At 71.7% G+C, this 26,404-nt stretch carries 20 protein-coding genes and 1 tRNA gene; 15 read left to right on the top strand and 6 right to left on the bottom strand.

All coding sequences use genetic code 11. The features are described from left to right. Together polA and QZV97_RS08705 are read left to right on the top strand one after the other, a co-directional pair. Complete coding sequence (gene polA / locus QZV97_RS08710) at positions 1-2,781, top strand: DNA polymerase I (RefSeq protein WP_295641232.1); 2,781 nt, start codon at positions 1-3, stop codon at positions 2,779-2,781. 1 nt (position 2,782) lies between these two features. Next, on the top strand, positions 2,783-4,741 hold the full coding sequence (locus tag QZV97_RS08705; protein WP_295641230.1) for an acyltransferase family protein: 1,959 nt from the start codon (positions 2,783-2,785) through the stop codon (positions 4,739-4,741). 64 nt (positions 4,742-4,805) lie between these two features. On the opposite strand, the gene QZV97_RS08700 is transcribed toward QZV97_RS08705, so the two are convergent. Together QZV97_RS08700 and QZV97_RS08695 are read right to left on the bottom strand one after the other, a co-directional pair. Next, positions 4,806-6,263 (bottom strand): PA domain-containing protein, encoded by a 1,458-nt coding sequence (locus QZV97_RS08700; protein ID WP_295641228.1) that lies wholly within the window; start codon positions 6,261-6,263, stop codon positions 4,806-4,808. Next, positions 6,253-6,717: a hypothetical protein gene (locus QZV97_RS08695; protein WP_295641226.1), complete on the bottom strand. Its 465-nt coding sequence runs from the start codon at positions 6,715-6,717 to the stop codon at positions 6,253-6,255. The genes QZV97_RS08700 and QZV97_RS08695 overlap by 11 nt, the downstream gene beginning before the upstream one ends. 255 nt (positions 6,718-6,972) lie before the next feature. On the opposite strand from QZV97_RS08695, the gene QZV97_RS08690 reads away from it, so the two are divergent. From QZV97_RS08690 to sixA, 4 genes are all read left to right on the top strand, one after another. Beyond that, positions 6,973-7,935: a UDP-2,3-diacylglucosamine diphosphatase gene (locus tag QZV97_RS08690; protein WP_295641224.1), complete on the top strand. Its 963-nt coding sequence runs from the start codon at positions 6,973-6,975 to the stop codon at positions 7,933-7,935. A gap of 308 nt (positions 7,936-8,243) precedes the next feature. Next, positions 8,244-9,344 (top strand): porin, encoded by a 1,101-nt coding sequence (locus QZV97_RS08685; protein ID WP_295641222.1) that lies wholly within the window; start codon positions 8,244-8,246, stop codon positions 9,342-9,344. 133 nt (positions 9,345-9,477) lie between these two features. Further along, positions 9,478-11,574 (top strand): polyphosphate kinase 1, encoded by a 2,097-nt coding sequence (gene ppk1 / locus QZV97_RS08680; RefSeq protein ID WP_295641220.1) that lies wholly within the window; start codon positions 9,478-9,480, stop codon positions 11,572-11,574. A gap of 19 nt (positions 11,575-11,593) precedes the next feature. Further along, complete coding sequence (gene sixA / locus QZV97_RS08675) at positions 11,594-12,055, top strand: phosphohistidine phosphatase SixA (RefSeq protein WP_295641218.1); 462 nt, start codon at positions 11,594-11,596, stop codon at positions 12,053-12,055. Here sixA and QZV97_RS08670 read toward each other — a convergent pair whose 3' ends face one another. Then, positions 12,056-13,603, bottom strand: a complete 1,548-nt coding sequence (locus tag QZV97_RS08670; protein ID WP_295641216.1) for a Ppx/GppA phosphatase family protein — start codon at positions 13,601-13,603, stop codon at positions 12,056-12,058. Between the two features lie 102 nt (positions 13,604-13,705). On the opposite strand from QZV97_RS08670, the gene QZV97_RS08665 reads away from it, so the two are divergent. Both QZV97_RS08665 and QZV97_RS08660 read left to right on the top strand, forming a co-directional pair. Beyond that, positions 13,706-14,590 (top strand): dienelactone hydrolase family protein, encoded by an 885-nt coding sequence (locus QZV97_RS08665; RefSeq protein ID WP_295641214.1) that lies wholly within the window; start codon positions 13,706-13,708, stop codon positions 14,588-14,590. A 74-nt stretch (positions 14,591-14,664) separates the two neighbouring features. Next, a complete protein-coding gene (locus tag QZV97_RS08660) occupies positions 14,665-15,507 on the top strand; it encodes a ZIP family metal transporter (protein ID WP_295641212.1) in 843 nt (280 codons plus the stop codon). Between the two features lie 12 nt (positions 15,508-15,519). Here the strand turns inward: QZV97_RS08660 and ppc are convergent, their stop codons facing one another. Beyond that, complete coding sequence (gene ppc / locus QZV97_RS08655) at positions 15,520-18,333, bottom strand: phosphoenolpyruvate carboxylase (RefSeq protein ID WP_295641210.1); 2,814 nt, start codon at positions 18,331-18,333, stop codon at positions 15,520-15,522. 89 nt (positions 18,334-18,422) lie between these two features. On the opposite strand from ppc, the gene hemC reads away from it, so the two are divergent. The 5 genes from hemC to QZV97_RS08630 all read left to right on the top strand — a co-directional run bounded on the left by hemC (position 18,423) and on the right by QZV97_RS08630 (position 22,748). Continuing rightward, entirely contained in the window at positions 18,423-19,376 is a 954-nt protein-coding gene (gene hemC, locus QZV97_RS08650) for a hydroxymethylbilane synthase (RefSeq protein ID WP_295641208.1), read from the top strand. Between the two features lie 11 nt (positions 19,377-19,387). After that, positions 19,388-20,182 carry a uroporphyrinogen-III synthase gene (locus QZV97_RS08645; protein WP_295641206.1) on the top strand — a complete coding sequence of 265 codons (795 nt, stop codon included), beginning with the start codon at positions 19,388-19,390 and terminating at the stop codon, positions 20,180-20,182. Between the two features lie 115 nt (positions 20,183-20,297). Beyond that, complete coding sequence (locus tag QZV97_RS08640; protein ID WP_295641204.1) at positions 20,298-21,368, top strand: uroporphyrinogen-III C-methyltransferase; 1,071 nt, start codon at positions 20,298-20,300, stop codon at positions 21,366-21,368. A gap of 9 nt (positions 21,369-21,377) precedes the next feature. Then, complete coding sequence (locus tag QZV97_RS08635; protein ID WP_295641202.1) at positions 21,378-22,625, top strand: heme biosynthesis HemY N-terminal domain-containing protein; 1,248 nt, start codon at positions 21,378-21,380, stop codon at positions 22,623-22,625. A 46-nt stretch (positions 22,626-22,671) separates the two neighbouring features. Then, positions 22,672-22,748 (top strand) — tRNA-Arg (locus tag QZV97_RS08630). Between the two features lie 88 nt (positions 22,749-22,836). Here QZV97_RS08630 and QZV97_RS08625 read toward each other — a convergent pair. Continuing rightward, positions 22,837-23,823, bottom strand: a complete 987-nt coding sequence (locus QZV97_RS08625) for a YafY family protein (protein ID WP_295641200.1) — start codon at positions 23,821-23,823, stop codon at positions 22,837-22,839. Between the two features lie 66 nt (positions 23,824-23,889). Between QZV97_RS08625 and QZV97_RS08620 the strand changes: the two genes are divergently transcribed. After that, positions 23,890-24,516: a LysE family translocator gene (locus tag QZV97_RS08620; RefSeq protein WP_295641198.1), complete on the top strand. Its 627-nt coding sequence runs from the start codon at positions 23,890-23,892 to the stop codon at positions 24,514-24,516. Positions 24,517-24,523: 7 nt separating this feature from the next. Here QZV97_RS08620 and QZV97_RS08615 read toward each other — a convergent pair whose 3' ends face one another. Further along, complete coding sequence (locus QZV97_RS08615; protein WP_295641196.1) at positions 24,524-25,312, bottom strand: IclR family transcriptional regulator; 789 nt, start codon at positions 25,310-25,312, stop codon at positions 24,524-24,526. A 113-nt stretch (positions 25,313-25,425) separates the two neighbouring features. Between QZV97_RS08615 and QZV97_RS08610 the strand changes: the two genes are divergently transcribed. Beyond that, positions 25,426-26,379 carry an MBL fold metallo-hydrolase gene (locus QZV97_RS08610; protein ID WP_295641194.1) on the top strand — a complete coding sequence of 318 codons (954 nt, stop codon included), beginning with the start codon at positions 25,426-25,428 and terminating at the stop codon, positions 26,377-26,379. Positions 26,380-26,404 lie beyond the last annotated feature (25 nt).

Raw genomic sequence — 26,404 nt, 5'->3', positions numbered from 1 at the left:
ATGAGCAACGAAGCCCGTTTGCTGCTGGTCGATGGGTCCAGCTACCTCTACCGCGCGTACCACGCGCTGCCCGACCTGCGCAATCCGGCCGGCGAACCGACCGGCGCGCTGCGCGGCATGGTCGCGATGCTGAAGAAGCTGCGCGAGCAGTTCCCGTCGGCGCATGCGGCCTGCGTCTTCGATGCCAAGGGCAAGACCTTCCGCGACGACTGGTACCCCGAGTACAAGGCCAACCGCGCGTCGATGCCCGAAGACCTGGCGAAGCAGATCGCGCCGATCCACGAAGTCGTCAAGCTGCTTGGCTGGCCGGTGCTGGAAGTGCCCGGCATCGAGGCCGACGACGTGATCGGCACGCTGGCCCGGGCCGCGGCGGCGCGCGGCCAGCGCGTGCTGATCTCCACCGGCGACAAGGACCTGGCGCAGCTGGTGGATGCGCAGGTCACGCTGATCAACACCATGTCCAACGAGAGCCTGGACCCGGCCGGCGTGCAGGAGAAGTTCGGCGTTCCGCCGTCCGCAATCGTCGACTACCTGACCCTGGTCGGTGACACGGTCGACAACGTGCCCGGCGTCGACAAGGTCGGCCCCAAGACCGCGGCGAAGTGGATCGCCGAGCACGGCTCGCTCGACGGCGTGATCGCGGCGGCCGACGGCATCAAGGGCGTCGCCGGCGAGAACCTGCGCAAGGCGCTCGACTGGCTGCCGATGGGGCGCAAGCTGGTGACCGTCAAGACCGATTGCGACCTGTCCGGCCCGCTGCCGGGCTGGGATGCCCCCGCGGCCTGGGACGCGCTGGGCTGGCGCGAACCGGACCGCGAGGCACTGCTGGCCTTCTACACGCGCCACGCCTTCCGCGAATGGAAGCGCGAGATGGAAGAGGCGCTGGGCGTCGCGCCCGCTGCCGCGCCGGCCGCGTCACCGGTCGCCGCCAGCGCCGCGCCGGCCGCCGACGCGCCCGCGGTCGCGACGCCGACCGACAAGCACTACGAGACGGTGCTGACGCGCGACGCCTTCGAGTCCTGGCGCGCGCGCATCGAAGCCGCGGAGCTGGTCGCACTCGACACCGAGACCGACTCGCTCGAGGCGGTGCGCGCCCGCATCGTCGGCCTGAGCTTCAGCCTGCAGCCGGGCGAGGCCTGCTACATCCCGCTGACCCACACCTATCCGGGCGCGCCCGAGCAGCTGCCGCTCGACGACGTACTGGCTGCGCTGAAGCCCTGGCTCGAGGACGCCTCGCGCGCCAAGGTCGGGCAGCACATCAAGTACGACGAGCATGTGTTCGCCAACCACGGCATCCTGGCGCGCGGCTACCTGCACGACACGATGCTGCAGAGCTACGTGCTCGAGGCCCACAAGCCGCACAACCTGGAGAGCCTGGCCAGTCGCCACCTCGACCGCAGGGGCCTCAGCTACGAGGACGTGGCCGGCAAGGGCGCGCAGCAGATTCCCTTCGCCCAGGTCGAGCTGACGCGCGCGACCGAGTACTCGGGCGAGGACAGCGACATGACGCTGCACGTGCACCAGGTGCTGTGGCCGCAGCTCGAGGCCGAGCCGAAGCTGCGCTTCGTCTACGAGCAGATCGAGATGCCGGCCTCGGAGACGCTGCTGCGCATCGAACGCCACGGCGTGCTGATCGACAGCGCCCACCTCGCCCGGCTGAGCCAGGAGCTGGCCGAGCGCATGGTCGCGCTGGAGCAGGAGGCGCATGCGCTGGCCGGCCAGCCCTTCAACCTGGGCAGCCCCAAGCAGATCGGCGAGATCCTCTTCGTCAAGCTGGGCCTGCCGGTGAAGAAGAAGACCGCCAGCGGCGCGCCCAGCACCGACGAGGAGGTGCTCGACGAACTGGCCGCCGACTACCCGCTGCCGGCCAAGCTGCTGGAGTACCGCGGCCTCGCCAAGCTCAAGGGCACCTACACCGACAAGCTGCCGCAGATGGTGAACCCCGCCACCGGCCGCGTGCACACCAACTACGCGCAGGCGGTGGCGGTGACGGGCCGGCTGGCCAGCAACGACCCCAACCTGCAGAACATCCCGATTCGCACCGCCGAAGGCCGGCGCGTGCGCGAGGCCTTCATCGCCCCGCCCGGGCACGTGATCCTGAGCGCCGACTACTCGCAGATCGAGCTGCGCATCATGGCCCACATCTCCGAGGACCCGGGCCTGCTGAAGGCCTTCGCCGAAGGCCTGGACGTGCACCGCGCCACCGCGAGCGAAGTCTTCGGCGTGCCGGTCACCGACGTGAGCAGCGAGCAGCGTCGCTATGCCAAGGTGATCAACTTCGGCCTGATCTACGGCATGGGCGCCTTCGGCCTGGCCAGCAACCTGGGCATCGAGCAGAAGGCGGCGAAGGACTACATCGATCGCTACTTCGCGCGCTTCGCCGGCGTCAAGCGCTACATGGACGAGACGCGCGCCTCGGCCAGGGAGCAGGGCTATGTCGAGACCTACTTCGGCCGGCGCATCTATCTGCCCGAGATCAACGGCGGCAACGGCCCGCGCCGCACCGGCGCCGAGCGCCAGGCGATCAACGCGCCGATGCAGGGCACCGCGGCCGACCTGATCAAGCTGGCGATGATCGCGGTGCAGCGCACGCTCGACGCCGAGCGGCGCCGGACGCGGATGATCATGCAGGTGCACGACGAACTGGTGTTCGAGGTGCCCGAGGCCGAGCTCGACTGGGCGCGCGCCGAGGTGCCGCGGCTGATGGCCGGTGTCGCGCAGCTGAAGGTGCCGCTGCTGGCCGAGGTGGGCGTGGGAGCGAACTGGGACGAGGCGCACTGAGGTGGCGGCCGCGACCCCGCAGGCCGCCGCCGGCTACCGCAGCGACATCGATGGCGTGCGCGCCATCGCCGTGCTGCTGGTGCTGGTCTTCCACTTCGAGCTGCTGGTGGCCGGCAAGGCCGGCTTCATCGGCGTCGACGTGTTCTTCGTGATCTCCGGCTTCCTGATCACCGGGATCATCCGGCGCCAGCTCGACGAGGGTTCGTTCCGGCTCGGGCAGTTCTACACCCACCGCGTGCGGCGCCTCGCGCCGGCGCTGCTGGTCACGCTGGCGCTGACCCTGGCGGTCGGCGCGCTGGACCTGCTGCCGGCCGACTTCCTGGAACTGGTGCGCCAGGCGCTGGCCTCCCAGTTCTACGTCGCCAACATCTACTACTGGAAGAACGTCAACTACTTCGGCCTCGGGGCCGACAACATCTTCCTGCTGCACATGTGGTCGCTGGCGGTGGAGGAGCAGTTCTACCTGCTGTACCCCCTGCTGCTGATCGCCGTGCACCGCTGGCTGCGGCGCTGGTTCTGGACGGTCCTCGCGGCGGTGCTGTTGGTGTCCTTCGCCTTGAACCTGGCCTTCGTCGCGTCGCGCCCCGAGGCCACCTTCTACCTGTTGCCGACGCGCGCCTGGGAGCTGCTCGCGGGGGCGTTCACGCTGCTGCTGACGGAGCGCTGGCGCCCGCATCGGCGCATCGACGAGGCGCTGGGCTGGGGCGGTGCGGCGCTCATCGTCGCGGCGATCGTCGCCTACGACGAGCAGACCCGCTTCCCGGGCTGGTTCGCGCTGCTGCCGGTGCTGGGCGGCATGGGCCTGCTGCTGGCCGGTCGCAACGAGGCCACGCTGGCCTCGCGGCTGCTGAGCCTGCCGGTCATGAGCTATGTGGGCAAGATCTCCTACCCGCTCTACCTCGTCCACTGGCCGATCAACGTCTTCGCCTCGCGCTGGTACGGCGAGCAGTACGGCTGGGGCCTGCGCTTCGCGATGTTCGCGCTGGCTGTCGCCGCGGCGGCAGCGATCTACCACGCGATCGAGCAGCCGGTGCGTCAGCGTCGCGTCCTGGCGCGCGAGCGCGGCGTGCTGGTCGGCTACGGCGTGGCGTTCGCGCTGACGCTGCTCGGCTTCGGCTTGGTGTGGCGCACCGGCGGTCTGCCGCAGCGCTTTCCGGCCGAGGTGGCGCGGCTCGCCGCGTTCGCCGAGGACCGCTCGCCGCCGCTGGCCGACTGCGAGTTCTCCAACCGCCGCGGTCCCGTCGAGCCGTGCCGCATCGGCGCGCCCGGTCCGGCTCCGCGCTGGCTGGTCTACGGCGACTCGCACGCCTGGGCCGCGCACGGCGCCTTCGACCGCTGGCTGGCGTCGCGCGGCGAGGCGGGGCTGTTCATGTTCCGCAACTCCTGCCCGCCGATCCGCGGTGTGCATGTCTTCAAGGATCAGAGCCAGTGCCACGACTTCAACGAGGCGATGGCCGGCCTGCTGGAGCGCCGGCCCGAGGTCGACTCGGTGGTGCTGGTGTCGGCCTGGCTGCAGGCGGCCGAAGGGCGCCTGGTGCCGACGGCCGACACGGCGCCGTCGCTGCCGGCCTCGCTGTCGCTGTTCGACGCGCGCTTCGCGGCCACGGTCCAGGCGCTGCATGCGGGCGGTCGCCGCGTCTACGTCTGGGAGCCGGTGCCCGGCGCCTTGCAGAGCGTGCCGCAGGCGCTGGCCCGTGCCGCGCTCGGCCGCGAGGTGCCGGATCTGGTGATCACGCCCGAGCGCTACCGCGCCGACCACGCCGTCTTCCTGGCCGCGCTGGAGAAGAACCGGGCCTCGCTGGCCGGCAGCTTCTCGCCGTCGGCGCTGCTGTGCGGCACCGGGCGTTGCGCGGTGCAGGTCGACGGCCGGCCGATCTACTTCGACGGCAGCCACGTGACGCGATCGTCGGCGGACCTGTGGGTCGACATGATGCGACGCACGGTGCCCGACCCGCGCTGAGGCGCAGACAAGCAAGAAAAAGCCCGGCCGAAGCCGGGCTCGCCACGAGGCTGCGAGGCTCGGCTTACCAGCCGATGTCCTTCAGCAGCTCGAACGTCAGGTCCTTGGGTGCCGAGACAGCGATCGGCTGGCCGGCGTTCAGGAAGGGCTCCATCAGCAGGTTGGGCTTGGCCGAGGTGTCGAAGTGCGACACCGACGAGCCCTGCTGGAAGGGGTTGGGCGTGAACATGAAGACGCGCTTCCCGTAGTCGGCCCCGGCGAGCTTCTGCGTGTTGAAGGACAGCACGCCGTAGTTGCCGAACTTGCTGGGCGTGGCGAGCGACGCCTTGAGGGCGGTCCCGTCCTCGAGCGAGACACGCACGGCCGGGATCGTGATCGTGGGGTCGACGCCGCCCAGGTCCGGCGGTGGGCCGCCGGGGACGTTGTCGGACACGATCACCGCGCGCGCGCCGGCATCCTGCGCGTTCTTCACCTTGACGGTGAAGCCGCAGGTGCCGCGATCGACCAGCGCGATCTTGCCGCGCACCGCCGCCGCGTTGGCCGCGCTCAGCGGCGTGCAGGCGAGGCCGGTGCCGTTGACCTGGTCGACCACCTGGCCGATCTGCGCGCTGAGCTGGTCGTCCCGGCTGTCGATCTGGGGTCCGAACAGCGCCGTGCCGATCAGCACGTTGCGGTCGAGTCCCGGCCCGGTCAGGAACAGCTCCGGCGTGCCGCGGTCCAGCACGGCGGCGGCCTTGCCGATGACCGTGTTGCCGTACCACTGCAGGTTGCGCGGCGTGATGCCCGACGTGGCGCGCTCGGCGGCCGTCATCTTCACCCAGGTCTTGTTCTGCGCCGGGTCGTAGAGGTAGTGATCCCAGATCGACGGCTGGCCGGCCAGCTGGTTGCCGGTGCGCCCGCTCGTGAAGGTCTGGAAGCCCAGCCCGTGGCCGAACTCGTGCAGGATGGTCGTCAGCAGGTCGATCTGACCGGCCGGCGCCAGGCCGTCGAGGCCCAGGTAGAAGCCCGATCCCGCCAGGCAGTCGGGCTGGCCCAGGTCCGAGTTGAAGAAGGCCACGATGTCGAGGTCGTCGCCGGTCGGCGACGGCACCGGGTCGATGTCCTCGCCGGCCAGCTTGTTGGCCAGTGCCGACGAGTACCAGGTGCCGGGCTTCTCGGCGCCCGGGAAGTCGCTCCAGACGCTGATCGCGCCGGCCGCGCCCAGCGTCGCACCGGTGGCGGTGCAGGGCAGGGGTTCGAAGGTCGACAGGATCGTGATCGGCACGTCCGACTTGAGCTTCGTGCCCCACAGGTTGGCGGCGTACTGGAACACCGCGAGCCGCTGGCCACCCACGGTGGCGGCGGTGTTGCCACCGACCGGCAGCGCCGGCGACGGATCGTTGAAGCCGATGCCGGGTTCGTTGCCGTTGACGATCTGGATCACGGCCGGGCCCGGGCTGCGGCCGTGGGCCAGTGTCAGGCAGGACGCGGCGGCCACCGCCAGCAGGCCGCGCCCGAGGTGCTTGAGGAGGTCAGTGCGCATGGCCGGCCTCCTTCTGCTTGGCGGTCGATGCCGGGGCGCTCATCGCCGTGCTCGCGGCGTCCTCTCCCACCACGCAGTCCTGCGTCAGGCTGCCATCGGCGTTGCGCCGTGCGACGCTGAAGTTGAGGAAGCTGGTGTCGAGCCTCTGGCCGCGCGCGCCGGAGGGCGCCGTCACGGCCGTCATCTCGCGGAAGCGCTGCAGCGTCTGGGCGCGCCGCTGCTGGGCGCCCGACACGGCGCTGCGCGCGTTGGCGGCGGCCGGCTGGGCCTCGTCGTGCTCGGCATGGCGCAACTGGCCGGTGGCCGGGTCGCGCATCACCTTCTGGCCGCCGAAGGCTTCGACAGCCTGGGCTTCGGGAGCCGCCTGCGCGGCCGCTCCGCTCGTGGCGCACAAGGCACCGAGCGCCAGCCACAGGGCCGGGCCGCTCCATCGGGAACTACTTTGCCTCTTCATCGGAAGGTCTCCTGGACGAAACACGGGGCGGCTTGTGGCCGCGACGGATGCGCACGGGGCTCTGTGGCCCGGTTCCCAAGAAGATCGAGCGCAGCGTGAAAAACGCACGCAGAGTCTAAGGAAGCGCGGCAGCCGCACACCAGCGGTGTTACGCAGACTTGACGCGGGCTCGCGCCGCATGCGAAGGCCCGCTGTCATCGCGTCGACGCGGGGCCGACGCTCGGGCGTCATCGACGCCCGTCATGCTGGCGGGCCATGACGTGGAATGCAGCTTCGTTCATGGCCCGGGCCAGCCGACCCCCGCGTTCGCGGGGGGGCGAGGACCTCTTCGCCGGCCTGCCGGTCGTGGCGCGACCGCCGGTCGACGACGGGGCGCCGGCCCCGGCACGGCTGGCGGTGCGCAGCGTCTGGATCTCCGACCTGCACCTGGGCACGCCGGGCTGCCAGGCGCATGCGCTGCTCGACTTCCTGAAGTCGGTCGAGAGCCGGCATCTCTACCTGGTCGGCGACATCATCGACGGCTGGCAGCTGCGGCGCAGCTGGTACTGGCCGCAGGCGCACAACGACGTCGTGCAGAAGCTGCTGCGCAAGGCGCGCAAGGGCACGCGCGTGGTCTTCGTGCCCGGCAACCACGACGAGTTCGCGCGCAAGTACCTGGGCCACAACTTCGGCGGCATCGAGGTCGTCCCCGACTGCATCCACGTCACGGCCGACGGCCGGCGCCTGTGGATCACCCACGGCGACCACTTCGACGGCGTGATCCAGTGCGCGCCCTGGCTGGCGCACGTCGGCGACGCGGCCTACGAGTTCACGCTGCGGCTGAACCGCTGGTTCAACTCGCTGCGGGCGCGCGTCGGGCTGCCGTACTGGAGCCTGTCGAAGTACCTGAAGCTCAAGGTCAAGCGCGCGGTCAGCTTCATCGGCGACTTCGAGCAGGCGGTGGCGCGCGAGGCCCGCAAGCGTGGTGTGCAGGGCGTCGTCTGCGGCCACATCCACCACGCCGAGCTGCGCGAGATCGACGGCATCCTCTACGCCAACGACGGCGACTGGGTCGAGAGCCTGACGGCCTTGGTCGAACACGCCGACGGCCGCCTGGAGATCGTCGACTGGAGCGGGCGGGCCTCGTCGGCACGGACCGCCCGGGCGTCGTTGCCAGACAGCGACGACGCCGAGGCGGGGGCCGTCGCGGTGACGGCCGTCAGGACCGAGACAGCCTGAGCGCGCGGTTCGCACCCTGGCCGGCGTGCTCCACCGACAGGGCACTGTGTGACAACGTAACGGCACTGTGTCATGCCCAGCGGGGACAACCGGGACTGTTGTTTCTCCGTGGAATCCCTCGGTTCGCCTGGCGAGACCATTGCCCCAGACTTTCCGGAGCCGTCTGCCTGCGCCATTGCGGCGCAGACCGGCGGCGGCGCGAAGAGCGGCATCGACTGGCATAGCGATTGCGCCACTCGCGTCGCGGCTTTGGTCGCGGACATGTGCACAGAACCCGAGACTCACACCATCCACAACGAGGAGACACCATGACGACAAGGTATCCAGCTCGCAGCCTGGTTCGACGTTCGCTGATCGGCGTAGCCGTTCTGGCGGCGACCGCCGGTGCGGCGCAGGCTCAGAACGTGACGCTCTTCGGCCGGCTCGACGTCGGCTTTCAGTTCACGAACAAGGTCAACCCGGCCGGCGACTCGCTGTCCGAGCTCAAGAACGGCGGCATCCTGCCCAGCATCTGGGGCATGCGCGGCAGCGAGGACCTCGGCAACGGCCTGAAGGCCGTGTTCAACCTCGAAAGCGATTTCGGCGGCGACACCGGTGGCAGCCGCGGCCTGGGCAGCATCAGCAGCGCCTTCGGCCGTCAGGCCAACGTCGGCCTGTCGGGCGGCTTCGGCACCGTGCTGCTGGGTCGTCAGTACAGCCCGGCGATCATCGCCGAGCTGGGCACCGACCCGCGCGGCTACAAGGAGTCGTACTCGATGCTGCTGCCCTACGCGCTGACGCAGGCGCCGGCGGGCAACGATGTCGGTCCGAACAACGGCCTGGGCATCTTCACCAGCAACCTGGTGTCGTACAGCAACTCGTTCGGCCCGGTGAACCTGGGCGTGGCCTACGGCTTCGGCGAAGTGGCGGGCGACAACTCGGCCGGCCGCACGATCTCGCTGGGCCTGAGCTACAGCGGCCCGGTCGTCGTGTCGTTCTCGTACCAGACCATCCGCGGCCTCGGTGTCGGTGCGGACGACGAGACCAAGCGCCTCGGCGTCGGCCTGGCCGTGCCGCTGGGTGACTTCACGATCAAGGGCCTGTTCGCCAAGGCCGAATACGAGTCCCCGGGCGTGCCGACCGACAAGGTCGACAACTTCGGCGTCGGTGCCGACTGGCGCTGGAGCCCGGCGAACTCGGCCACCCTGGCCCTCTACCAGGGCAAGAACAAGGGCATCGCGGACGGCACGACCCGTTCGATCGTGCTGAGCAACGACCACTCGTTGTCCAAGCGCACGGTGCTCTACGGGCAGTTCGTGCACGTCGATCGCGACATCAACGCCGGTGCCGAGACCAGCATCGCCGCGGGTGGCACGCCGGCCGGCCAGAAGGCGTCGATCATCAACGTCGGCATCAAGCACGATTTCTGAGCGTCCGCACCGTTGTCCGGGCTCGCCCGGACAGCGCCGACGCCGGGGCCGCCGTAGCGGTCCCGGCGTTTTTTCTTTCTGGCGCGCCGGGGCTTGTCACGAAGTCGCCATGGCGCATGCCTAGACTCTGGAAATGAGCGCCCTCCCGACGCCCGCCGAGCCGAGTCCGGCTTCCCGGCGGCCCCTGCTGCTCAACCGCGAGCAGGCCATCCTGGAATTCAACCGCCGCGTGCTGGCCCAGGCGCTGCGCGAGGACGTGCCGCTGCTGGAGCGGCTGCGCTACGTCTGCATCGTCTCGTCCAACATGGACGAGTTCTTCGAGGTGCGCTTCGCCGACTACCTGGAGGCCTCGCGCCTGCCCGGCTCGGGCATCACCGCGCGCGAGATGGGCGAGGTGGCCGCGGCCGCGCATGCGCTGATCGACGACCAGTACCGCGCCTTCAACGAGGTGGTGATGCCGGCGCTGCAGCGCGAAGGCCTGGTCGTGCTGAACCACGCCGAGCGCGACGAGGCCCAGCGCCGCTGGGTCGACGGCTTCTTCCAGAAGCAGGTGCGGCCGCTGCTGGTGCCGGTCGGGCTGGACCCGGCGCACCCGTTCCCGCAGGTCGCCAACAAGTCGCTGAACTTCATCGTCAAGCTCGGCGGGCGCGACGCCTTCGGGCGCGACAACTCGATCGCCATCGTCAAGGTGCCGCGCGTGCTGCCGCGGGTGATTCGCCTGCCCGAGCCGCTGGCGCCGGGGCGGCAGGCCTTCGTGATGCTGTCCAGCGTGATCCGCGCTCACCTCGGCGAGCTGTTCCCGGGCCGCACGGTCGAGGCCTTCTCGCAGTTCCGCGTCACGCGCGACTCGGACCTCGACGTCGACGAGGACGACATCACCAACCTGCGCCAGGCCCTGCGGTCGTCGCTGAGCACGCGCCACTTCGGCCAGGCGATCCGCCTCGAAGTCGTCAGCAGCTGCCCCGAGGAGCTGAGCGAGTTCCTCCTGCAGCAGTTCGACCTGCCCGATGCGGCGCTGTACCGCGTCAACGGGCCGGTGAACCTGGTGCGGCTCAACCAGCTGATCGACCAGGCCGAGGCCGATGCGCTGCGCTTCCCGCGCCACGAGGCCGCCTGGCCGGCCACGCTGCCGCGCGGGCCGGGCAACGGCGGCAGCGTGTTCGAGCGCCTGCGCCAGGGCGACGTGCTGCTGCACCACCCGTTCGAGAGCTTCGAGCCGGTGGTCCAGCTGCTGCGCGAGGCGGTGCACGACCCCGACGTGCTGGCGATCAAGCAGACGATCTACCGCACCGGCGCCCAGTCGGTGCTGATGGACCTGCTGCTCGAGGCGGCGCGGCGCGGCAAGGAGGTCATGTGCGTCGTCGAGCTGAAGGCGCGCTTCGACGAGGAGGCCAACATCAACTGGGCCGAGCGGCTCGAGGCGGTCGGCGCCCAGGTGGTCTACGGCATCGTCGGCTTGAAGACGCACGCCAAGCTGCTGCTGATCACGCGCCGCGAGGCCGGGCCGCGCGGCCCGCTGCTGCGCCGCTACGCGCACCTGTCGACCGGCAACTACAACCCGCGGACCGCGCGGCTCTACACCGACGTCGGCTGCCTGACCGCCGATGCCGAACTGACGGCCGATGCCGACCTGGTGTTCCAGCAGCTCGCCAGCCTGACGCGCGGCAAGGCGCCGAAGCAGCTGCTGCTCGCGCCCAGCAGCCTGCACCGCCGGATGCTGCACTTCATCGAGCGCTGCGGCGAGGCCGCGCGGGCCGGCCGGCCGGCCCGCATCGTCGCCAAGCTCAACGCGCTGACCGACGAGGCCCTGATGTTCGCGCTGGCCGAGGCCTCGCAGGCCGGCGTCGAGATCGACCTGATCGTGCGCGGCGCCTGCATGCTGCCGCCGGGCGTGCCCGGCATCACCGACCGCGTGCGGGTGCGCTCGGTGGTCGGCCGCTTCCTCGAGCACACGCGCGTGCTGTACTTCCGCTGGGGTCCGGCCGACGAGGACGAGGTGCTCTACCTCAGCAGCGCCGACTGGATGACGCGCAACATGCTGCGCCGCATCGAGCTGGCCTGGCCGGTGCGCGAACCGGCATTGCGCCAGCGCGTCATCGACGAGTGCCTGCAGCCCTACCTGCACGACCGCATGGATGCGTGGCAGCAGCAGTCGGACGGCCACTACGAGCGTGTCGGCACGCAGGGGCCGAGCGCGCAGCAGGCCTTGATGGCGCGCTACAAGGCCTGATCGGCGGGCGGGGCGCGGCATGGACCTGATCCTGTGGCGCCATGCCGAGGCGCACCTGCTGCGCGAAGGCCAGACCGACGCCCAGCGCGCGCTCACACCGAAGGGCGAGCGCCAGGCCCAGCGCATGGCCGACTGGCTGAACCGCCGGATCGCGCAGACGACGCGCGTGCTGGTCAGCCCGGCACTGCGCTCCCAGCAGACCGCGAAGGCGCTCGAGCGCAGCTTCAAGACCGTCGCCGCGCTCGCGCCCGGCGGCTCGGTCGAGGAACTGCTGGCCGTGGCGCGCTGGCCCGACTCGAACGAGCCGGTGCTGGTCATCGGACACCAGCCGACGCTCGGCCAGGTGGCGGCGCTGCTGCTGGCCGGGTCGGCCGAGGCGTGGTCGGTGAAGAAGGGCGCGGTCTGGTGGTTGCGCCACCGCGAACGCGAGGCCGGCGTGCAGGTCGTGCTGCAGGCGATGCAGGGGCCGGACCTGCTCTGATCAGTCGCCGAGCACGGCGAGCGCCATCCGCCCCGAGCGCTCCCAGGCCCGCGCCTCCTCGCCCAGCAGGTGCATGGTGCGCGGGTGGCCGTCGGCCCAGCCCCGCGCGATGCGCAGCTGGGCACCCTGGGCGGTGCGGCGGAGCGCGACGACGCGCTCCGGCACGTCGTTGCGGGCGTGACACAGCAGCGCGGCCAGCCGCAGCGACAGCACGGGCCACAGCGTGGCCTCCTGCTGCAGCGTGTGGTCGAGCTTGCGCAGGCTGCCGCGATGACCGAGCACCAGTTCCGCCACGCGCCGCTGCTGGCTCTGCGAGAAGCCCGGCGCATCGACGTGTGCCAAGAGGTAGGCGCTGTGCCGGTGGTGGTCGTGGTGCGAGACCGACATGCCGATCTCGTGCAGCAGCGCGGCCCAGCCCAGCTCGCGCGTCGTCTCCGCGCCGGTGCCGCCGGGGCGCGGCGCGCCGGTGCTGCGGAACAGGGACAGCGCCAGCCGCTGCACCCGCGCGGCCTGTGCGAGGTCGCTGCCGAAGCGCCGCTGCAACTCGTGCACCGAGGCATCGCGCATGTCCTGGCCGGCGCCTCGACGGGCCGGTGCGGCCGCCGCCTCCAGACGCTCGGACAGGTCGAAGATGACGCCCTGGCGCAGCGCGCCGCGCGCCGGCTGCAGCGCGTCGATGCCGAACTGCAGCGCCAGCGTGTACAGGATCGAGAGGCCGCCACCGAGCACGGCGCGGCGCTCAGGCTTGAGGCCGGGCAGGTCGAGCGCGTCCTGGTGCCCGGCTTCGAGGCAGGCGCCGATGCACCAGCGCAGGCCGGCCGGCGTGATGACGCCGTCGCTGATGCCGTTCGCCGCCAGCAGCTGCGAGACCGCGCCGACCGTGCCCGAGGCCCCCAGCGCCTCGACCCACTGGCCCGGCGCGAAGGGCTGCAGCGCTTCTTCCAGTTCGGCGCCGGCGGCGATCTGCGCGGCGCGGAAGGCCTCGGCGGTGAATCGGCCGTCGGGGAAGTAGCGCATCGACAGGCTGACGCTGCCGACCTGGAAGCTCTCGGCCTGGCGCGGCGTGCGGCCCTGGCCGAGGATCATCTCGGTCGAGCGCCCGCCGATGTCGATCACCAGCCGCGGCCGCTCGCTGGGCTGCAGGCGCGCGACGCCGGCGAAGATCAGGCGCGCTTCCTCGCGGCCCGACACGACCTCGATCGGATGTCCGAGGACCGTGCGCGCACGCGCCAGGAAGGCATCGCGGTTGCGCGCCTCGCGCAGCGTCTGCGTCGCCACGGCGCGGATCTGCGAGGCCTCGAAGCCACGCAGCCGCAAGGCGAAGCGCGCCAGGCAGGCCAGGCCGCGCAGTTGCGCTTCCTCGTTCAGGCGCCCGTCGGCGTCGAGCCCGCCGCCCAGGCGGACCGTCTCCTTCAGGTAGTCGATGCGCTTGTAGCGGCCCCGGGCCAGCTGCCCGATCTCGAGCCGGAAGCTGTTGGAACCCATGTCGATCGCGGCCAGCAGCAGGCCGTCGTGCGGATCGGCCGGGACGGGCGGGGAACTCGGCATGGCGCGGATTGTGTCCGCATTCGATGGCAGGTCCGCACGCCAGCCAGGGGCTTGTGCCCTTCCTAGAATCCGCCCCACCTCAATCCGACGTGGAGACCTGCGATGTTGAAGCAAGACCTCGACAGCCTGACCCCGACGCGGCCCTTCAGCCGCCGCGACTTCGTCGCGACCACGGTCGGGTCCGGCTTCGCGGCCGCGGTGCTGCCGGTGGGCGCGCAGACCATCACCACCGACACCGCCGGACTCACGGCCGGGGTCGTCAGCGTGCCGGTCGGCGACTTCAAGCTGCCGGCCTACCGCGCCCAGCCGGCGGTTGCCAAGGACGGCAAGACCGGCCTGCCGATCGTCCTGGTGGTCAGCGAGATCTTCGGCGTGCACGAGCACTTCGCCGATGTCGCGCGGCGCTTCGCGAAGCAGGGCTACCTCGCGATCGCGCCCGAGCTCTTCGTGCGCCAGGGCGATGCCAAGGCCTACAGCGACATCCCGACGCTGATCAAGGAGGTGGTGTCGAAGAAGGGCGATGCCGAGACGATGGCCGACCTCGACGCGGCCCTGGCCTGGGCCGGCGCCAACGGCGGCGACACCGGCCGGGTCGGCGTCACCGGCTTCTGCTGGGGCGGCCGCATCACCTGGTTGTACGCGGCGCACAACCCCAAGGTCAAGGCCGGCGTGGCCTGGTACGGCCGCCTGGTCGGCGACGTGGCGCCCGGCACGCCCAGGCACCCGGTCGACGTGGCCGGCGCGCTGAACGGCCCCGTGCTGGGCCTGTACGGCGAAAAGGACGGCGGCATCCCGCTTGACACGGTTGATAGGATGAAAGTGGCGCTGGCGGCAGGCAACGCGGCGGCGAAGAAGTCCGAGTTCGTGGTCTACCCGGACGCGCCGCACGCCTTCCACGCCGACTACCGGCCGAGCTACCGCAAGGACGCCGCCGACGACGGCTGGAAGCGCTGCCTGGCCTGGTTCAAGGCGAACGGCGTCGGCTGAGCGACACCGCCTGCCGGTGAGCCGACCGCGCCCCGAGGGGCGCGGTTTTTCTTGACGAGCACCGAGACGACGACATGACGTGGACCCTGTTCTGGATCGTGCTGGCCACCGTGGCCGGCGGCGTGCTGTCGGTCGTGATCGCCGCGGGGCTGACGCTGGTCGTGCTCAAGCTGATCGTGCGTCACCTGGTCAGCCTGTCGGCCGGCGTGCTGCTGGGCACGGCGCTGCTGAAGCTGCTGCCCGAGGCCTTCGAGACCGGTGCCCCGGCCCAGGCCCTGTTCGCCACGCTGCTGGGCGGTCTGCTGTTCTTCTTCCTGCTCGAGAAGGTCGAGCTCTACCGCCACAGCCACCACCACGAAGGCGACGACGAGCACCACCACCACCACCACGGCTTCGACGCCGAGCAGGCCGGCCGCGGCGGCTGGAGCGTGCTGATGGGCGACAGCATCCACAACTTCTGCGACGGCGTGCTGATCGCGACCGCCTTCCTGGTCGATGCGCGGCTCGGCGTCGCCACCGCGGTGGCGGTGATCGCGCACGAGATCCCGCAGGAGGTCGGCGACTACATCGTGCTGCTCAACGCCGGCTTCTCGCGGGCGCGGGCGCTGGCCTACAACGCGCTGTCGGGGCTGGCCGCGGTGGCCGGCGGCGTGCTCGGCTACTTCGTGATCCAGCCCTTCGAGGTCTTCCTGCCCTACCTGCTGGTCGTCGCGTCCAGCAGCTTCATCTACGTCGCGGTGGCCGATCTGATCCCGCAGCTGCAGCGGCGGCTGGCCTGGCGCGAGACCATCACGCAGCTGGCCTGGCTGGCCGTGGGTCTGGCCGCGACGGCGCTGCTGTCGCTGCTGGGGCATGGCCACGAGCATGAGCACGAGCATGGGCACGAGCGTGGCCCGAGCCACGACTCCGCGCGCTGAACGCCGCCGCGCTCAGCCCGAGTTGCGCAGCCCCGCTGCCACCCCGTTGATCGACATGTGGATGCCGCGCTGCACGCGCGCATGGGCTTCACCGCCGCCCTGCTGCGCGCGGTAGCGGCGCATCAGCTCGACCTGCAGGTGGTTCAGCGGGTCGATGTAGGGCAGGCGGTGTTCGATCGACCGCGCCAGCGACGGGTTGACGGCCAGCCGATGCGCGCGCCCGGTGATCAGCGTCAGTGCCTGCTGGGTGCGCTCCCACTCGGCGCGGATCGCCGCGAAGACCTTGCGCGCCACGCGCTTGTCCGGCACCAGCTCGACGTAGCGTGAGGCCACCGCCAGGTCGCTCTTGGCCAGCACCATGTCCATGTTGGACAGCAGCGTGTCGAAGAAGGGCCAGGTGGCCTGCATGCGACGCAGCAGGGCGAGCCGCGCCTCGCGGACCTTCGCGTCGCCCTCCAGGAAGCGCTCGACCGCCGACCCGAAGCCGTACCAGCCCGGCAGCGCGGCGCGGCACTGGCCCCAGCTGAAGCCCCAGGGGATGGCGCGCAGGTCCTCGATCGCGCGGGTGGCCTTGCGCGAGGCGGGGCGCGAGCCGATGTTCAGCTCGGCGATCTCGCGGATCGGCGTCGCGGCGAAGAAGTAGTCGGCGAAGCCGGCGGTGTCGTAGACCAGTGCGCGGTAGGCCGCCATGCTGAAGACCGACAGCGCCTCGGCCGCCTCGAGGAAGGCCTTCGAGGCGTGGCGGCGCGGCGGCAGCAGCGTGGCCTCGAGCGTGGCGGCGACCAGGGTCTCGAGGTTGCGCCGGCCGATCTCGGGGTTGGCGTACTTCGACGCGATCACCTCGCCCTGCTCGGTGAGCCGCAACTGGCCGTTCACCGTGCCGGGCGGCTGCGCGAGGATGGCCTCGTAGCTGGGGCCGCCGCCGCGCCCGACCGTACCGCCGCGGCCATGGAACAGCCGCAGCCGCAGGCCGTGCGTGCGCTCCAGCGGCGCGAACAGTTCGACCAGCGCCGTCTCGGCGCGGTACAGCTCCCAGTTGCTGGTGAAGAAGCCGCCGTCCTTGTTGCTGTCCGAGTAGCCGAGCATGACGTCCTGCTCGCCGTACTGGTCGGCCCCGCCGCGCAGCACCATCGGCAGGATCCCGGGCAGCGCGTAGTAGTCGCGCATGATGCCGGCCGCGTGGCGCAGGTCGGCGATGGTCTCGAACAGCGGCACGACGATCAGGTCGGCGCGCGCCGCCAGCTCGCCCTGGCCGTCGAGCGTGCCATGCAGCAGGCCGCACTCCTTCTGCAGCAGCAGCACCTCGAGCAGGTCGGACACCGTCTCGGTGTGGCTGATGATGCAGTGGCGGATCGCCTGCGTGCCGAAACGCAGGCGACCCTCGCGCGCGGCTTCCAGGATCGCCAGCTCGCCGCGCGTGCGCGCGCTGTAGGCGGCGCCGCGCACCTGCAGGTCGCGGGCGTCGTTCAGCAGGCCCAGCAGCAGCGCGATCTTCGCTTCCTCGGGCAGGCCGGCGTAGTCGGCCTCGATACGGGCCGCGGCCAGCAGTTCGGCGAGCACGGCCTCGTGCTGGTCGGAGCTCTGGCGCAGGTCGATGGTGGCGAGCGAGAAGCCGAAGACCTGCACGGCGCGGATCAGCGGCGTCAGCCGGGTCGCCGCCAGCGCCGCACCGTGGTGCGAGGCCAGCGATGCCGCCACCGTGCGCAGGTCGGCCAGCAGCGCCGCGGCGTCGGCGTATGGCGCCTGCGGCGCGACCGCGTGGCGCAAGGCCTCGGTGCCGGTCAGCGCCTGCAGCGTGCCGGCCAGCCGCGCGTAGACGCCGATCAGCGCGCGCCGGTAGGGCTCGTCGAGGCGGTGCTCGTTGAGGTCGCCCGAACGCTCGGCCAGTGCGCGCAGCTCGGGCGTGACCTCGACGAGCAGCGCCGACATCGACAGCTCCGCGCCCAGTTCGTGCACCTCGGTCAGGTAGAAGCGCAGCGCGGTCTCGCAGTGGCGCGCCAGCGCGAGCTTCAGCGTCTCGGCGGTGACGTTCGGGTTGCCGTCGCGGTCGCCGCCGATCCAGTTGCCCATGCGGAAGAAGGGCGCGATCTCGAAGCCCGGCAGCTGCGCCTCGAGCTCGGCGTAGAGCTTGGGGATCTCGCGCAGGAAGGTGCTCTGGTAGTAGGACAGCGCGTTGTCGATCTCGTTGGCGACGCTGAGCTTGGAGGTGCGCAGCAGCCGCGTCTGCCAGAGCTGCGTGACGCGGGCGCGCAGCAGCTGCTCGTTGGCGCGCCGCTCGCGGTCGGTGGCCAGCGCGTCGCGCTCGGCGATCAGCAGCGCCACGGCCCGCTCGGCGTCGAGGATGCTCTTGCGCTGGACTTCGGTCGGGTGCGCGGTCAGCACCGGCGACAGGTAGGCGCGGCCCAGCGTGTCGGCGATGTCGGCGGCACGCACGCCGCGCCGGGCCAGGCGCTCGAAGCTCATCGCCAGCGAGCCCTGCTGCACGTGGCCGAGCTTCTCGTGGTGCTCGCGCCGCCGCACGTGGTGCCGGTCCTCGGCCAGGTTGGCCAGGTGCGAGAAGTAGCTGAAGGCACGCACCACCGACACCGCCTGCTCGACCGACAGGTTCTTCAGCAGCCGGTCCAGCGCCCGGCCGGCCGGCGCGTCGCGCTTGATGCGGTAGGCCACCGCGAGGCGGCGGATGCGCTCGATCAGCTCGAAGGCGCTTTCGCCTTCCTGCTCGCGGATCACGTCGCCGAGGATGCGACCCAGCAGGCGGATGTCCTCGACCAGCGGGCGGTCCTTCTCTCGGGACGGGGTCGGGCGGGGCAGTGCGGTGCGCGGCATCGGAGGTCGGTCGGGAGTGCAAACGATGCTAGCAGCGGCCGTGCCAGGCGCGGGTCCATGGCGTGCCTTCGCGCTGCTAGCATGCCCGCATGGAGACGCGAGCCGACCGCTGGATCATTGCCACCCGCGAGAGCCGGCTGGCGCTGTGGCAGGCCGAACACGTGCGTGCGCTGCTCGGCGAGCGGCTGGCGTTGCCGGTCGACCTGCTCGGCATGACGACCCGCGGCGACCAGATCCTCGACCGCACGCTGTCCAAGGTCGGCGGCAAGGGCCTGTTCGTCAAGGAACTGGAGACGGCGCTCGAGTCCGGTGACGCCCATCTCGCCGTGCACTCCCTCAAAGACGTGCCGATGGACCTGCCCGAGGGTTTCGTCCTCGCCGCGGTGCTGGAGCGCGAGGATCCGCGCGATGCCTGGGTCTCGCCGCGCTACGCGAACCTCGAGGCCCTGCCGTCCGGCAGCGTGGTCGGCACCTCCAGCCTGCGTCGCCTGAGCCAGCTGCGCGCGCAGCGGCCCGACCTGAGGATCGAACCGCTGCGCGGCAACCTCGACACGCGGCTGCGCAAGCTCGACGAGGGCCAGTACGACGCCATCGTGCTGGCGGCCGCGGGCCTCAAGCGCCTGGGGCTGGCCGAGCGCATCCGCAGCGTCTTCGAGCCGGACACGATGCTGCCGGCTGCCGGCCAGGGCGCGCTCGGCATCGAGGTGCGGGCCGATGCGCGCGATCGCCACGCGCCGCTGTGGCAGGTGCTGCAGGCACTGACGCACTCACCGTCCTGGCTGGCCGTGCATGCCGAACGCGCCGTCTCGCGAGCCCTGGGCGGCAGCTGCAGCATGCCGCTGGCTGCGCACGCGCGCTGGCAGGCCGACGGCAGCCTGCTGCTCGACGCAGCGCTGGGCAGCGGCGAAGGCCAGCCGATCGCGCTGGTGCGGGTGCAGAGCAGCGCCCTCGTGGCCGACACCGACGCCGCCGAGGCGCTGGGACGCCGCGTGTCCGACCGCCTGCGCGAGCAGGGCGGTGCGGCCTTGCTGGCCGCGCTCTGAGGCCGGCTTCCATGCGCGTGCTGGTGACGCGGCCTGCGGCACAGGCCAGGGACTGGGTGCGCCAGCTGCAGGAGCGGGGCATCGACGCGGCCGCGCTGCCGCTGATCGCGATCGCGCCGCCGGCCGACCCCGCGCCGCTGGTCGCCGCATGGCAGGCGCTGGCGCAGCGGCACCTGGTGGTCTTCGTCAGTCCGAATGCGGTCGACGGGCTGTTTGCGCTGCGGCCGCCGGGCGCGGCCTGGCCCGCAGGCACGCTGGCTGCGTCGCCCGGACCTGGCACCGGCGCGGCGCTGCGGGTGGCGGGCGTGCCGGCCGACTGCATCGTCGAGCCCGCGGCCGATGCGCCGCAGTTCGACTCTGAATCCCTGTGGGCCGTGCTCGGGCCGCGATGCTCGTGGGGCGGCGGTTCGGCCCTGATCGTGCGCGGCGGCGCCGGCACCGAAGCGCAAGGCAGCGGCCGCGAATGGCTGGTACAGCGGCTGCGCGAATCGGGCGTGTCGGTCGACACGCTCGCGGCCTACCGCCGCGCGGCGCCGCAGCTCGATGCCGGCCAGCGCGCGCTGCTCCGGCAGGCGCTCGACGCGCCGGCGGCGCATGCCTGGCTGTTCAGCAGTTCCGAAGCGATCGACCAGCTCGAGGCGCTGGTGCCTGCCACGCCGCAACCCTGGTCGGCGGCGCAGGCCGTGGCCACGCATCCGCGCATCGCGGCGCGGGCGCGGACCGCGGGCTTCGGTCACGTGGTCGACACGCCGCCCTCGCTCGCGGCCGTGGCCGAGGCCCTGCGGTCGCTGCACCCCCGTCGATAGAATCGATCGCACCGTGAGCGAGCCCCAAACGACTGCTGCCGAAGAACCGTCTTCCCTCGCGGTCCCCGGGGCACCGGCGTCGCCTCCGCCCGCCACGCCGGCTCGTGCGGGGCGCGTGCAGACCCTGGCCGCCGGGCTCGCGGTGCTGGTCGGTGCGGCCGCGCTGGCCGTGGCGTGGACCAGCCAGCAGCGCGTGCAGGCGCTCGAGGAGGAACTGGTCCGCCGCCAGCAGGCCAGCAGCGACCAGTCGAACGAAGCGCAGCTGCTGGCGCGCCAGTCGCAGGAACTGTCGCGCGACGCCGTGGCCAAGACCGCCTTGCTGGAAAGTCGTGTGGCCGAGCTCTCGGTGCAGCGCACGCAGCTCGAGGAACTGATCCAGTCCTTGTCGCGCTCGCGCGACGAGAGCCTGCTGGTCGAGATCGACGCCGGCGTGCGCGTGGCGATGCAGCAGACCGCGGTGACGGGCAGCGCGACGCCGCTGGTGGTGGCCCTGAAGGCCGCCGATGAGCGCCTGGCGCGCGTCAACCAGCCCCGGCTCGAGGTCGTGCGGCGCGCCATCGCGCGGGACCTCGATCGCGTCAAGGCCGTCAGCGTGGCCGACATCGCGACGCTGGCCGGCAAGCTGGACGAAGCGGCGCGCCTCGTCGACGAGGCGCCGTTGCTGGCGGTCGAGATCCCCCGTCCCTCGCCGGATGCGAAGCCGGCACGGCCCGCACCGTCACGCGCCGGGACGCCGGCGGCATCGGCGGCGTCTGTGTCGCCCGCCGCCGCGGCATCGACCGCGGCCGACCCGGCGACGCCTGCCGCCGACGCACTGGCCTGGTTGCCCGCGGCCGGTGGCGAGTGGCTGCGCGGCTTCTGGAGCGAGGCCCGCGGCCTGCTGCGCGTGACCCGCGTCGACCAGCCCGAGGCCATGCTGCTGGCACCCGAGCAACGCTTCTTCCTGCGCGAGAACCTCAAGCTCAAGCTGCTGAACGCCCGCCTCGCATTGCTGAGTCGCCAGTTCGATACCGCCCAGAGCGACCTGCGCACGGCCCAGGGCGCGATCGACAGCTACTTCGACCGCGGCGCGCGCCGCACGCTGACGCTGGCCGAGACCGTGCGCAGCGTCGCGATGCAGGCGCGCCAGGCCGGTGTGCCGCGTCCCGACGACACGCTGGCCGCGCTGGCGGCGGCGGGCCGCTGAGGCGCGGCGATGCGCAGCGTCGTCTGGCTGCTGCTGCTGGCCATCGTGGCCGCGGTCGCGGCCACCCTGCTGGGCAGCAACGAGAACCTCGTCACCTTGTACTGGGCACCGTGGCGCGTCGACCTGTCGTTCAACCTCTTCATGGTGGGCGTGGTCGTGCTGTGCCTGGTGCTCAATGCGCTGATCCAGGTCGTCGGCGGGCTGATCGACCTGCCGCAACGTGCGCGCGAGTGGCGCGTGTCGCGGCGCGACCGGATCGCGCAGTCGGCCCTGCGCGAGGCCCTGGCGCAGTACTTCGGTGGCCGCTACGCGCGGGCGCAGAAGGCGGCGCAGCGCGCGGTGGCGATCCAGGCCGACACGCCCGAGCTGCGGCAGGACGGTGAGTTCACCGTGCTGGGCCACCTGCTGGCGGCCGGCAGCCTGCACCGCCTGCAGGACCGTACGCGACGCGACGAACAGCTGCAACGCGCCTTCGACCTGGCGCGCCGCAGTCTCGGCGCGCGGCCGGCCGAGGAGGGTGCACGCCTGCTGGCTGCGGAGTGGGCACTGGAGGATCGAGATGCCGCTCGCACGCTCGAACTGCTGGCCGAACTGCCGCCCGGGGTCGCGCGTCGCACCCAGGCCTTGCGGCTCAAGCTGCAGGCGGCCAGGCTGGCCCGTCAGCCGCTCGAGGCCCTGCGCACGGCGCGCCTGCTGGCCAAGCACCAGGGCTTTTCGCCGGCGGCGGCGCAGGGACTGATGCGGGCCCTGGCGGTCGAAGCGCTCGATGCCGCACGCGATGCCGAGCAGGTGCAGGGCGTCTGGCGCGAGTTCGACGCCGCCGATCGGCGCGACGTGGTCGTGGTCTCGCATGCGGCGCGTCGTCTGGTGGCGCTGAACGCGCCGGAGGAGGCGCGCCTCTGGCTGCGTCCGTCGTGGGAGCGTGTCGCGAGCCTGCCGCGCGAGGAACGCGACGTGCTGGCTCTCGCCCTGGCGCAGGCCTCGCACGGCATCGGCCCCGAGTGGTTGCCGCGCCTGGAGTCGGCCTTGCAGCAGGGGCCGCGCGAGGCCGCGATGGCTTATGCCGTCGGTTGCGCGCTGGCGGCGCGCGAACTCTGGGGCAAGGCGCAGCAGCTGCTGGAACAGGCCGCGCAGGACGAGGCCTTGCAGACCGACGCCCGCCGCGATGCGTGGTTGCGTCTCGCCGCGATGGCCGACCGCGATCGCGACGAGAGCCGGTCGGCGCGCTGCTACCGGGCTGCCGCCTTGCTGGCCTGAGCCCGGCCGGTGGGCCGGACCGCCGTGATAAACTGCGAGGCTTGATGCGGCTGTAGCTCAGTTGGATAGAGTACTTGGCTACGAACCAAGGGGTCGTGGGTTCGAATCCTGCCAGCCGCACCAAATCGTCATGAGGGCCTGATTCCGCGAGGGATCAGGCCCTTGCTCCTTGTCGCGACGGCGCGCTCCTGCGTCACCAGGACGCGATGCCTCAGTCGGCGACACGCGCGGTGCCGTACAGCACGGCCAGCTGGCGAATGCGCTCCACCATCGACCGCCGCAGCGCCACCGGCCCCATGACCTCGACGTCGGGCGCCAGCCGCAGCAGCTGGCCGGTGGCGTGCTCGATCGACTCGATGGGAATGGTCAGCAGGTGGCGGCCGTCGGCACGGCGACTCGGCGCAGCCGCGCGCGCGGCGCGGGCGACGGCGCTGCTCAGGTGCCCCAGCGACTTCAGGCCGAGCGGCGTCGCCAGCACGCGGGCCTCGCCCCGGTGCAGCTCGGCTTCGAAGCGCTGCACCGACGCGCGCCAGTGTGCGGCGAGGTCGAAGCGCGGCGGGCGACGAACGGCCGCCTCCAGCACGTCGGCCTCGAGGATGTTCGACACGCGGTAGGTCCGCGGCTTCTGATCCGGCACCGCCATCGCCACCAGGTACCAGGCGCCGGCCTTCAGCACCAGGCCCAGCGGATGCACGGTGCGCCGTGTCGTCTGCTGCCAGCTCTCGTAGCGGATCGCGAGCTGGCGCTCGTCCCACACGGCCGAGGCGACGCGCTGCAGCTGCGGCAGGTCGTCGGCCTCGCGGTACCAGTCGACCGGGTCGAGGTAGAGGCGCGAGCTGGTGCGGCGCGCCCCGTCGCGCCAGGGCGCCGGCAGTGCGGCCAGCAGCTTGAGCTGCGCGCGCTCGACGTCTGCGGCCAGGCCCAGCTCGGCGGCCGGCCCGGCCAGTCCGCTCAGGAACACCGCCTGTGCCTCCGACGGCGTCAGCCCCGTCAGCGTCGTCTTCCAGCCCGGCAGCAGCTCGAAGCCGCCGCTGCGGCCGCGCTCGGCGTAGATCGGCACGCCCGCGGCGCTGAGCTCGTCGACGTCGCGGTACAGCGTGCGGATCGACACCTCCAGCGCCTCGGCCAGCGCCCGCGCGCTCAGGCGGCCCCGCGTCTGCAGCAGCATCTGGATCGACAGCAGGCGGCTCGCGCGCATCGTGGGTGGGAGGGTGCGCTGCAATCATGCCGCAGGCTGGCAGGTATGGGCGGCAGACTCGTCGCGATGGATCCGTCGTGGCTGTTTGCGCTGCTGGTGCTGGGCATCATCGTCATGCCGGGCATGGACATGGCCTACGTGCTGTCGAGCACGCTGGTCGACGGCCGCCGCGCCGGCGCAGCGGCCGTCGCAGGCCTGGTGGTCGGTGGCATGGTCCATGTCGCGATGAGCTCGCTCGGCATCGGCCTGCTGCTGCAGCTGCTGCCGGCCGCGTTCAATGCGCTGCTCGTCGCCGGCGCGCTGTACGTCGCGTGGATGGGCTGGAGCCTGCTGCGCCATCCGGGCAGCCTGGGCGAGGTGGGCGACGTGCCGTCGCGGCCGACCGCGCAGACCTTCCTGCGCGCCATCCTCACCTGCCTGCTCAATCCCAAGGCCTATGTCTTCATGATCGCCGTGTTCCCGCAGTTCATGCGGCCCGATCAGGGCGGCCTGCTGCGGCAGGTGCTGGGGCTGGGCGCGATCGTCGCAGTGACCCAGGCCGTGGTCTACGGGAGCGTCGTCGCGGGCGCTGCCGGCTTGCGTCGCTGCCTGCGTGGCAGTGCGGCCAGGCAGGTCCGCGTCGCACGCAGCGTCGGCGGCCTGCTGATCGCCACCGCGGCGTGGACGCTGTGGCAGAGCTGGCGCGCGGTCTGAGGCCGACTCAGCGCCGGTGACCCAGCCGTCGCGACACATGCTCGGCCGCGCGCCGGACGGCCGCGGCGCAGGGCGATCGCCAGTCGGCGGGGAAGCTGTCCGCCGGTCCCAGTGAGGTCAGGACCAGCGCCGCGCGGCCTTCGTGGTCGAACACCGGTGCGCTGAAGGCGTTGATGCCGGGGATCGGCCGGCCCATCGCGCGGGCCACGCCGTGCTCGGCCAGCTCGGCCGCGGCCTCGCGGACTTCGCGGGCGACCGTCGTCTTCCCGGGCGACGCGGCGCTGCCGGCCTGGCTGGCGATCGCGGCATCGAGCGCCGCGCGTGGCAGCACCGCGGCGAAGGCGCGGCCGGTCGCCGTGCCCAGCACCGACATCACGGCCCCGACGCGCAGGTTCACGTGCAGCGGCTGGCGACCTTCGATCAGGCGCACGACGGTGGGGCCGAAGTTGCCCCAGACGACGACGGCGACGGCGTGCTCCAGTTCCGCGGCCAGCGCCTCGGCGACCGGCGTCGCGGCCTTCAGCGGGTCGGACTGGTGCAGACAGCTCAGCCCGATCTGCAGCGCGGCCGGGCCCAGTGCGTAGCGGCCGCTGGCGCGGTCCTGCTCGACCAGCCCGAGCTTGCCGAAGCTGACCAGATAGGGATGGGCGCGCGAGGGTGTCAGGCCGACGGCGGCTGCCAGGTCCTTCAGCGTCATCGGCACCGGATGGTCGGCCAGCGCCAGCAGCAGCGGTCCGCCGACCTCGACCGACTGGATCGCTCGCTGTTCCTTGCGCGGGTTCGCCTCGTCCTTCATCACCGGCCTCCGAGGTTTCACTTTAGCAAACAAGTTTGACATAGGCGAATCACGATTCGATAATCGCAGCGATTCCCCGGGCCGGCCAGGCCCCGCCGCTGCTGGAGACACGCATGACCAAGACCTTTGCCTCGCAAGCCGACCTCGAGGAGAAGCAGGTCAGCTTCACCCGTCTTTCCGACAACGCCTACGCCTACACCGCCGAAGGCGACCCGAACACCGGCGTCATCGTCGGCGACGACGCGGTGCTGGTGCTGGACACCCAGGCCACGCCGGTGATGGCGCAGGACGTGATCCGCCGCATCCGCGAGGTGACCGACAAGCCGATCAAGTACGTGCTGCTGACCCACTACCACGCGGTGCGCGTGCTGGGCGCCAGCGCCTACGCGCCGCAGCAGATCATCGCCAGCCAGGACACCCACGACCTGATCGTCGAGCGTGGCGAGCAGGACAAGGCCAGCGAGATCGGCCGCTTCCCGCGGTTGTTCCGCAATGTCGAGAGCGTGCCGGCGGGCCTGACCTGGCCGACCCTCACCTTCACCGGCCGGATGACGCTGTGGCTGGGCCGGCTCGAGGTGCAGCTGCTGCAGCTCGGCCGCGGCCACACCAAGGGCGACACGGTGGCCTGGCTGCCGCAGCAGAAGATCCTGTTCAGCGGCGACCTGGTCGAGTTCGATGCCACGCCCTATGCCGGCGACGCCTACTTCGCCGACTGGCCGCAGACGCTGGACAACATCGCGGCCCTGAAGCCCGAGCAGCTGGTCCCCGGCCGCGGCGCGGCGCTGACCACGCCCGAGCAGGTGCAGGCCGGCCTGGCCGGCACGCGCGCCTTCATCGCCGACGTGCATGCCAGCGTGCAGGCGGGCGTGGCCGCGGGCAAGGACCTGAACGCGGTCTACAAGGAGACCTTCGCGAAGCTCAAGCCGAAGTACGGCCACTGGGTCATCTTCGACCACTGCATGCCCTTCGACGTGACGCGCTGCTACGACGAGGTCACGCGCCATCGCGACCCGCGCATCTGGACCGCCGATCGCGACCGCGAGATGTGGGCCACGCTCGAAGGCTGAAGCCCTGGCAGCCACCGGACGTGGC

This window comes from uncultured Methylibium sp. (assembly GCF_902826655.1).
Lineage (GTDB): Bacteria > Pseudomonadota > Gammaproteobacteria > Burkholderiales > Burkholderiaceae_C > Methylibium.
This window is presented reverse-complemented; position numbering and strand designations above follow the sequence as displayed.

Bases quoted from the DNA above. Each gene is read 5' to 3' on its own strand.
- polA (WP_295641232.1), top strand. From the start codon at position 1: ATGAGCAACGAAGCCCGTTTGCTGCTGGTCGATGGGTCCAGCTACCTC.
- QZV97_RS08700 (WP_295641228.1), bottom strand. From the start codon at position 6,263: ATGCGCACTGACCTCCTCAAGCACCTCGGGCGCGGCCTGCTGGCGGTG.
- QZV97_RS08695 (WP_295641226.1), bottom strand. From the start codon at position 6,717: ATGAAGAGGCAAAGTAGTTCCCGATGGAGCGGCCCGGCCCTGTGGCTG.
- QZV97_RS08690 (WP_295641224.1), top strand. From the start codon at position 6,973: ATGACGTGGAATGCAGCTTCGTTCATGGCCCGGGCCAGCCGACCCCCG.
- QZV97_RS08685 (WP_295641222.1), top strand. From the start codon at position 8,244: ATGACGACAAGGTATCCAGCTCGCAGCCTGGTTCGACGTTCGCTGATC.
- ppk1 (WP_295641220.1), top strand. From the start codon at position 9,478: ATGAGCGCCCTCCCGACGCCCGCCGAGCCGAGTCCGGCTTCCCGGCGG.
- sixA (WP_295641218.1), top strand. From the start codon at position 11,594: ATGGACCTGATCCTGTGGCGCCATGCCGAGGCGCACCTGCTGCGCGAA.
- QZV97_RS08670 (WP_295641216.1), bottom strand. From the start codon at position 13,603: ATGCCGAGTTCCCCGCCCGTCCCGGCCGATCCGCACGACGGCCTGCTG.
- QZV97_RS08665 (WP_295641214.1), top strand. From the start codon at position 13,706: ATGTTGAAGCAAGACCTCGACAGCCTGACCCCGACGCGGCCCTTCAGC.
- QZV97_RS08660 (WP_295641212.1), top strand. From the start codon at position 14,665: ATGACGTGGACCCTGTTCTGGATCGTGCTGGCCACCGTGGCCGGCGGC.
- ppc (WP_295641210.1), bottom strand. From the start codon at position 18,333: ATGCCGCGCACCGCACTGCCCCGCCCGACCCCGTCCCGAGAGAAGGAC.
- hemC (WP_295641208.1), top strand. From the start codon at position 18,423: ATGGAGACGCGAGCCGACCGCTGGATCATTGCCACCCGCGAGAGCCGG.
- QZV97_RS08645 (WP_295641206.1), top strand. From the start codon at position 19,388: ATGCGCGTGCTGGTGACGCGGCCTGCGGCACAGGCCAGGGACTGGGTG.
- QZV97_RS08635 (WP_295641202.1), top strand. From the start codon at position 21,378: ATGCGCAGCGTCGTCTGGCTGCTGCTGCTGGCCATCGTGGCCGCGGTC.
- QZV97_RS08625 (WP_295641200.1), bottom strand. From the start codon at position 23,823: ATGCGCGCGAGCCGCCTGCTGTCGATCCAGATGCTGCTGCAGACGCGG.
- QZV97_RS08620 (WP_295641198.1), top strand. From the start codon at position 23,890: ATGGATCCGTCGTGGCTGTTTGCGCTGCTGGTGCTGGGCATCATCGTC.
- QZV97_RS08615 (WP_295641196.1), bottom strand. From the start codon at position 25,312: ATGAAGGACGAGGCGAACCCGCGCAAGGAACAGCGAGCGATCCAGTCG.
- QZV97_RS08610 (WP_295641194.1), top strand. From the start codon at position 25,426: ATGACCAAGACCTTTGCCTCGCAAGCCGACCTCGAGGAGAAGCAGGTC.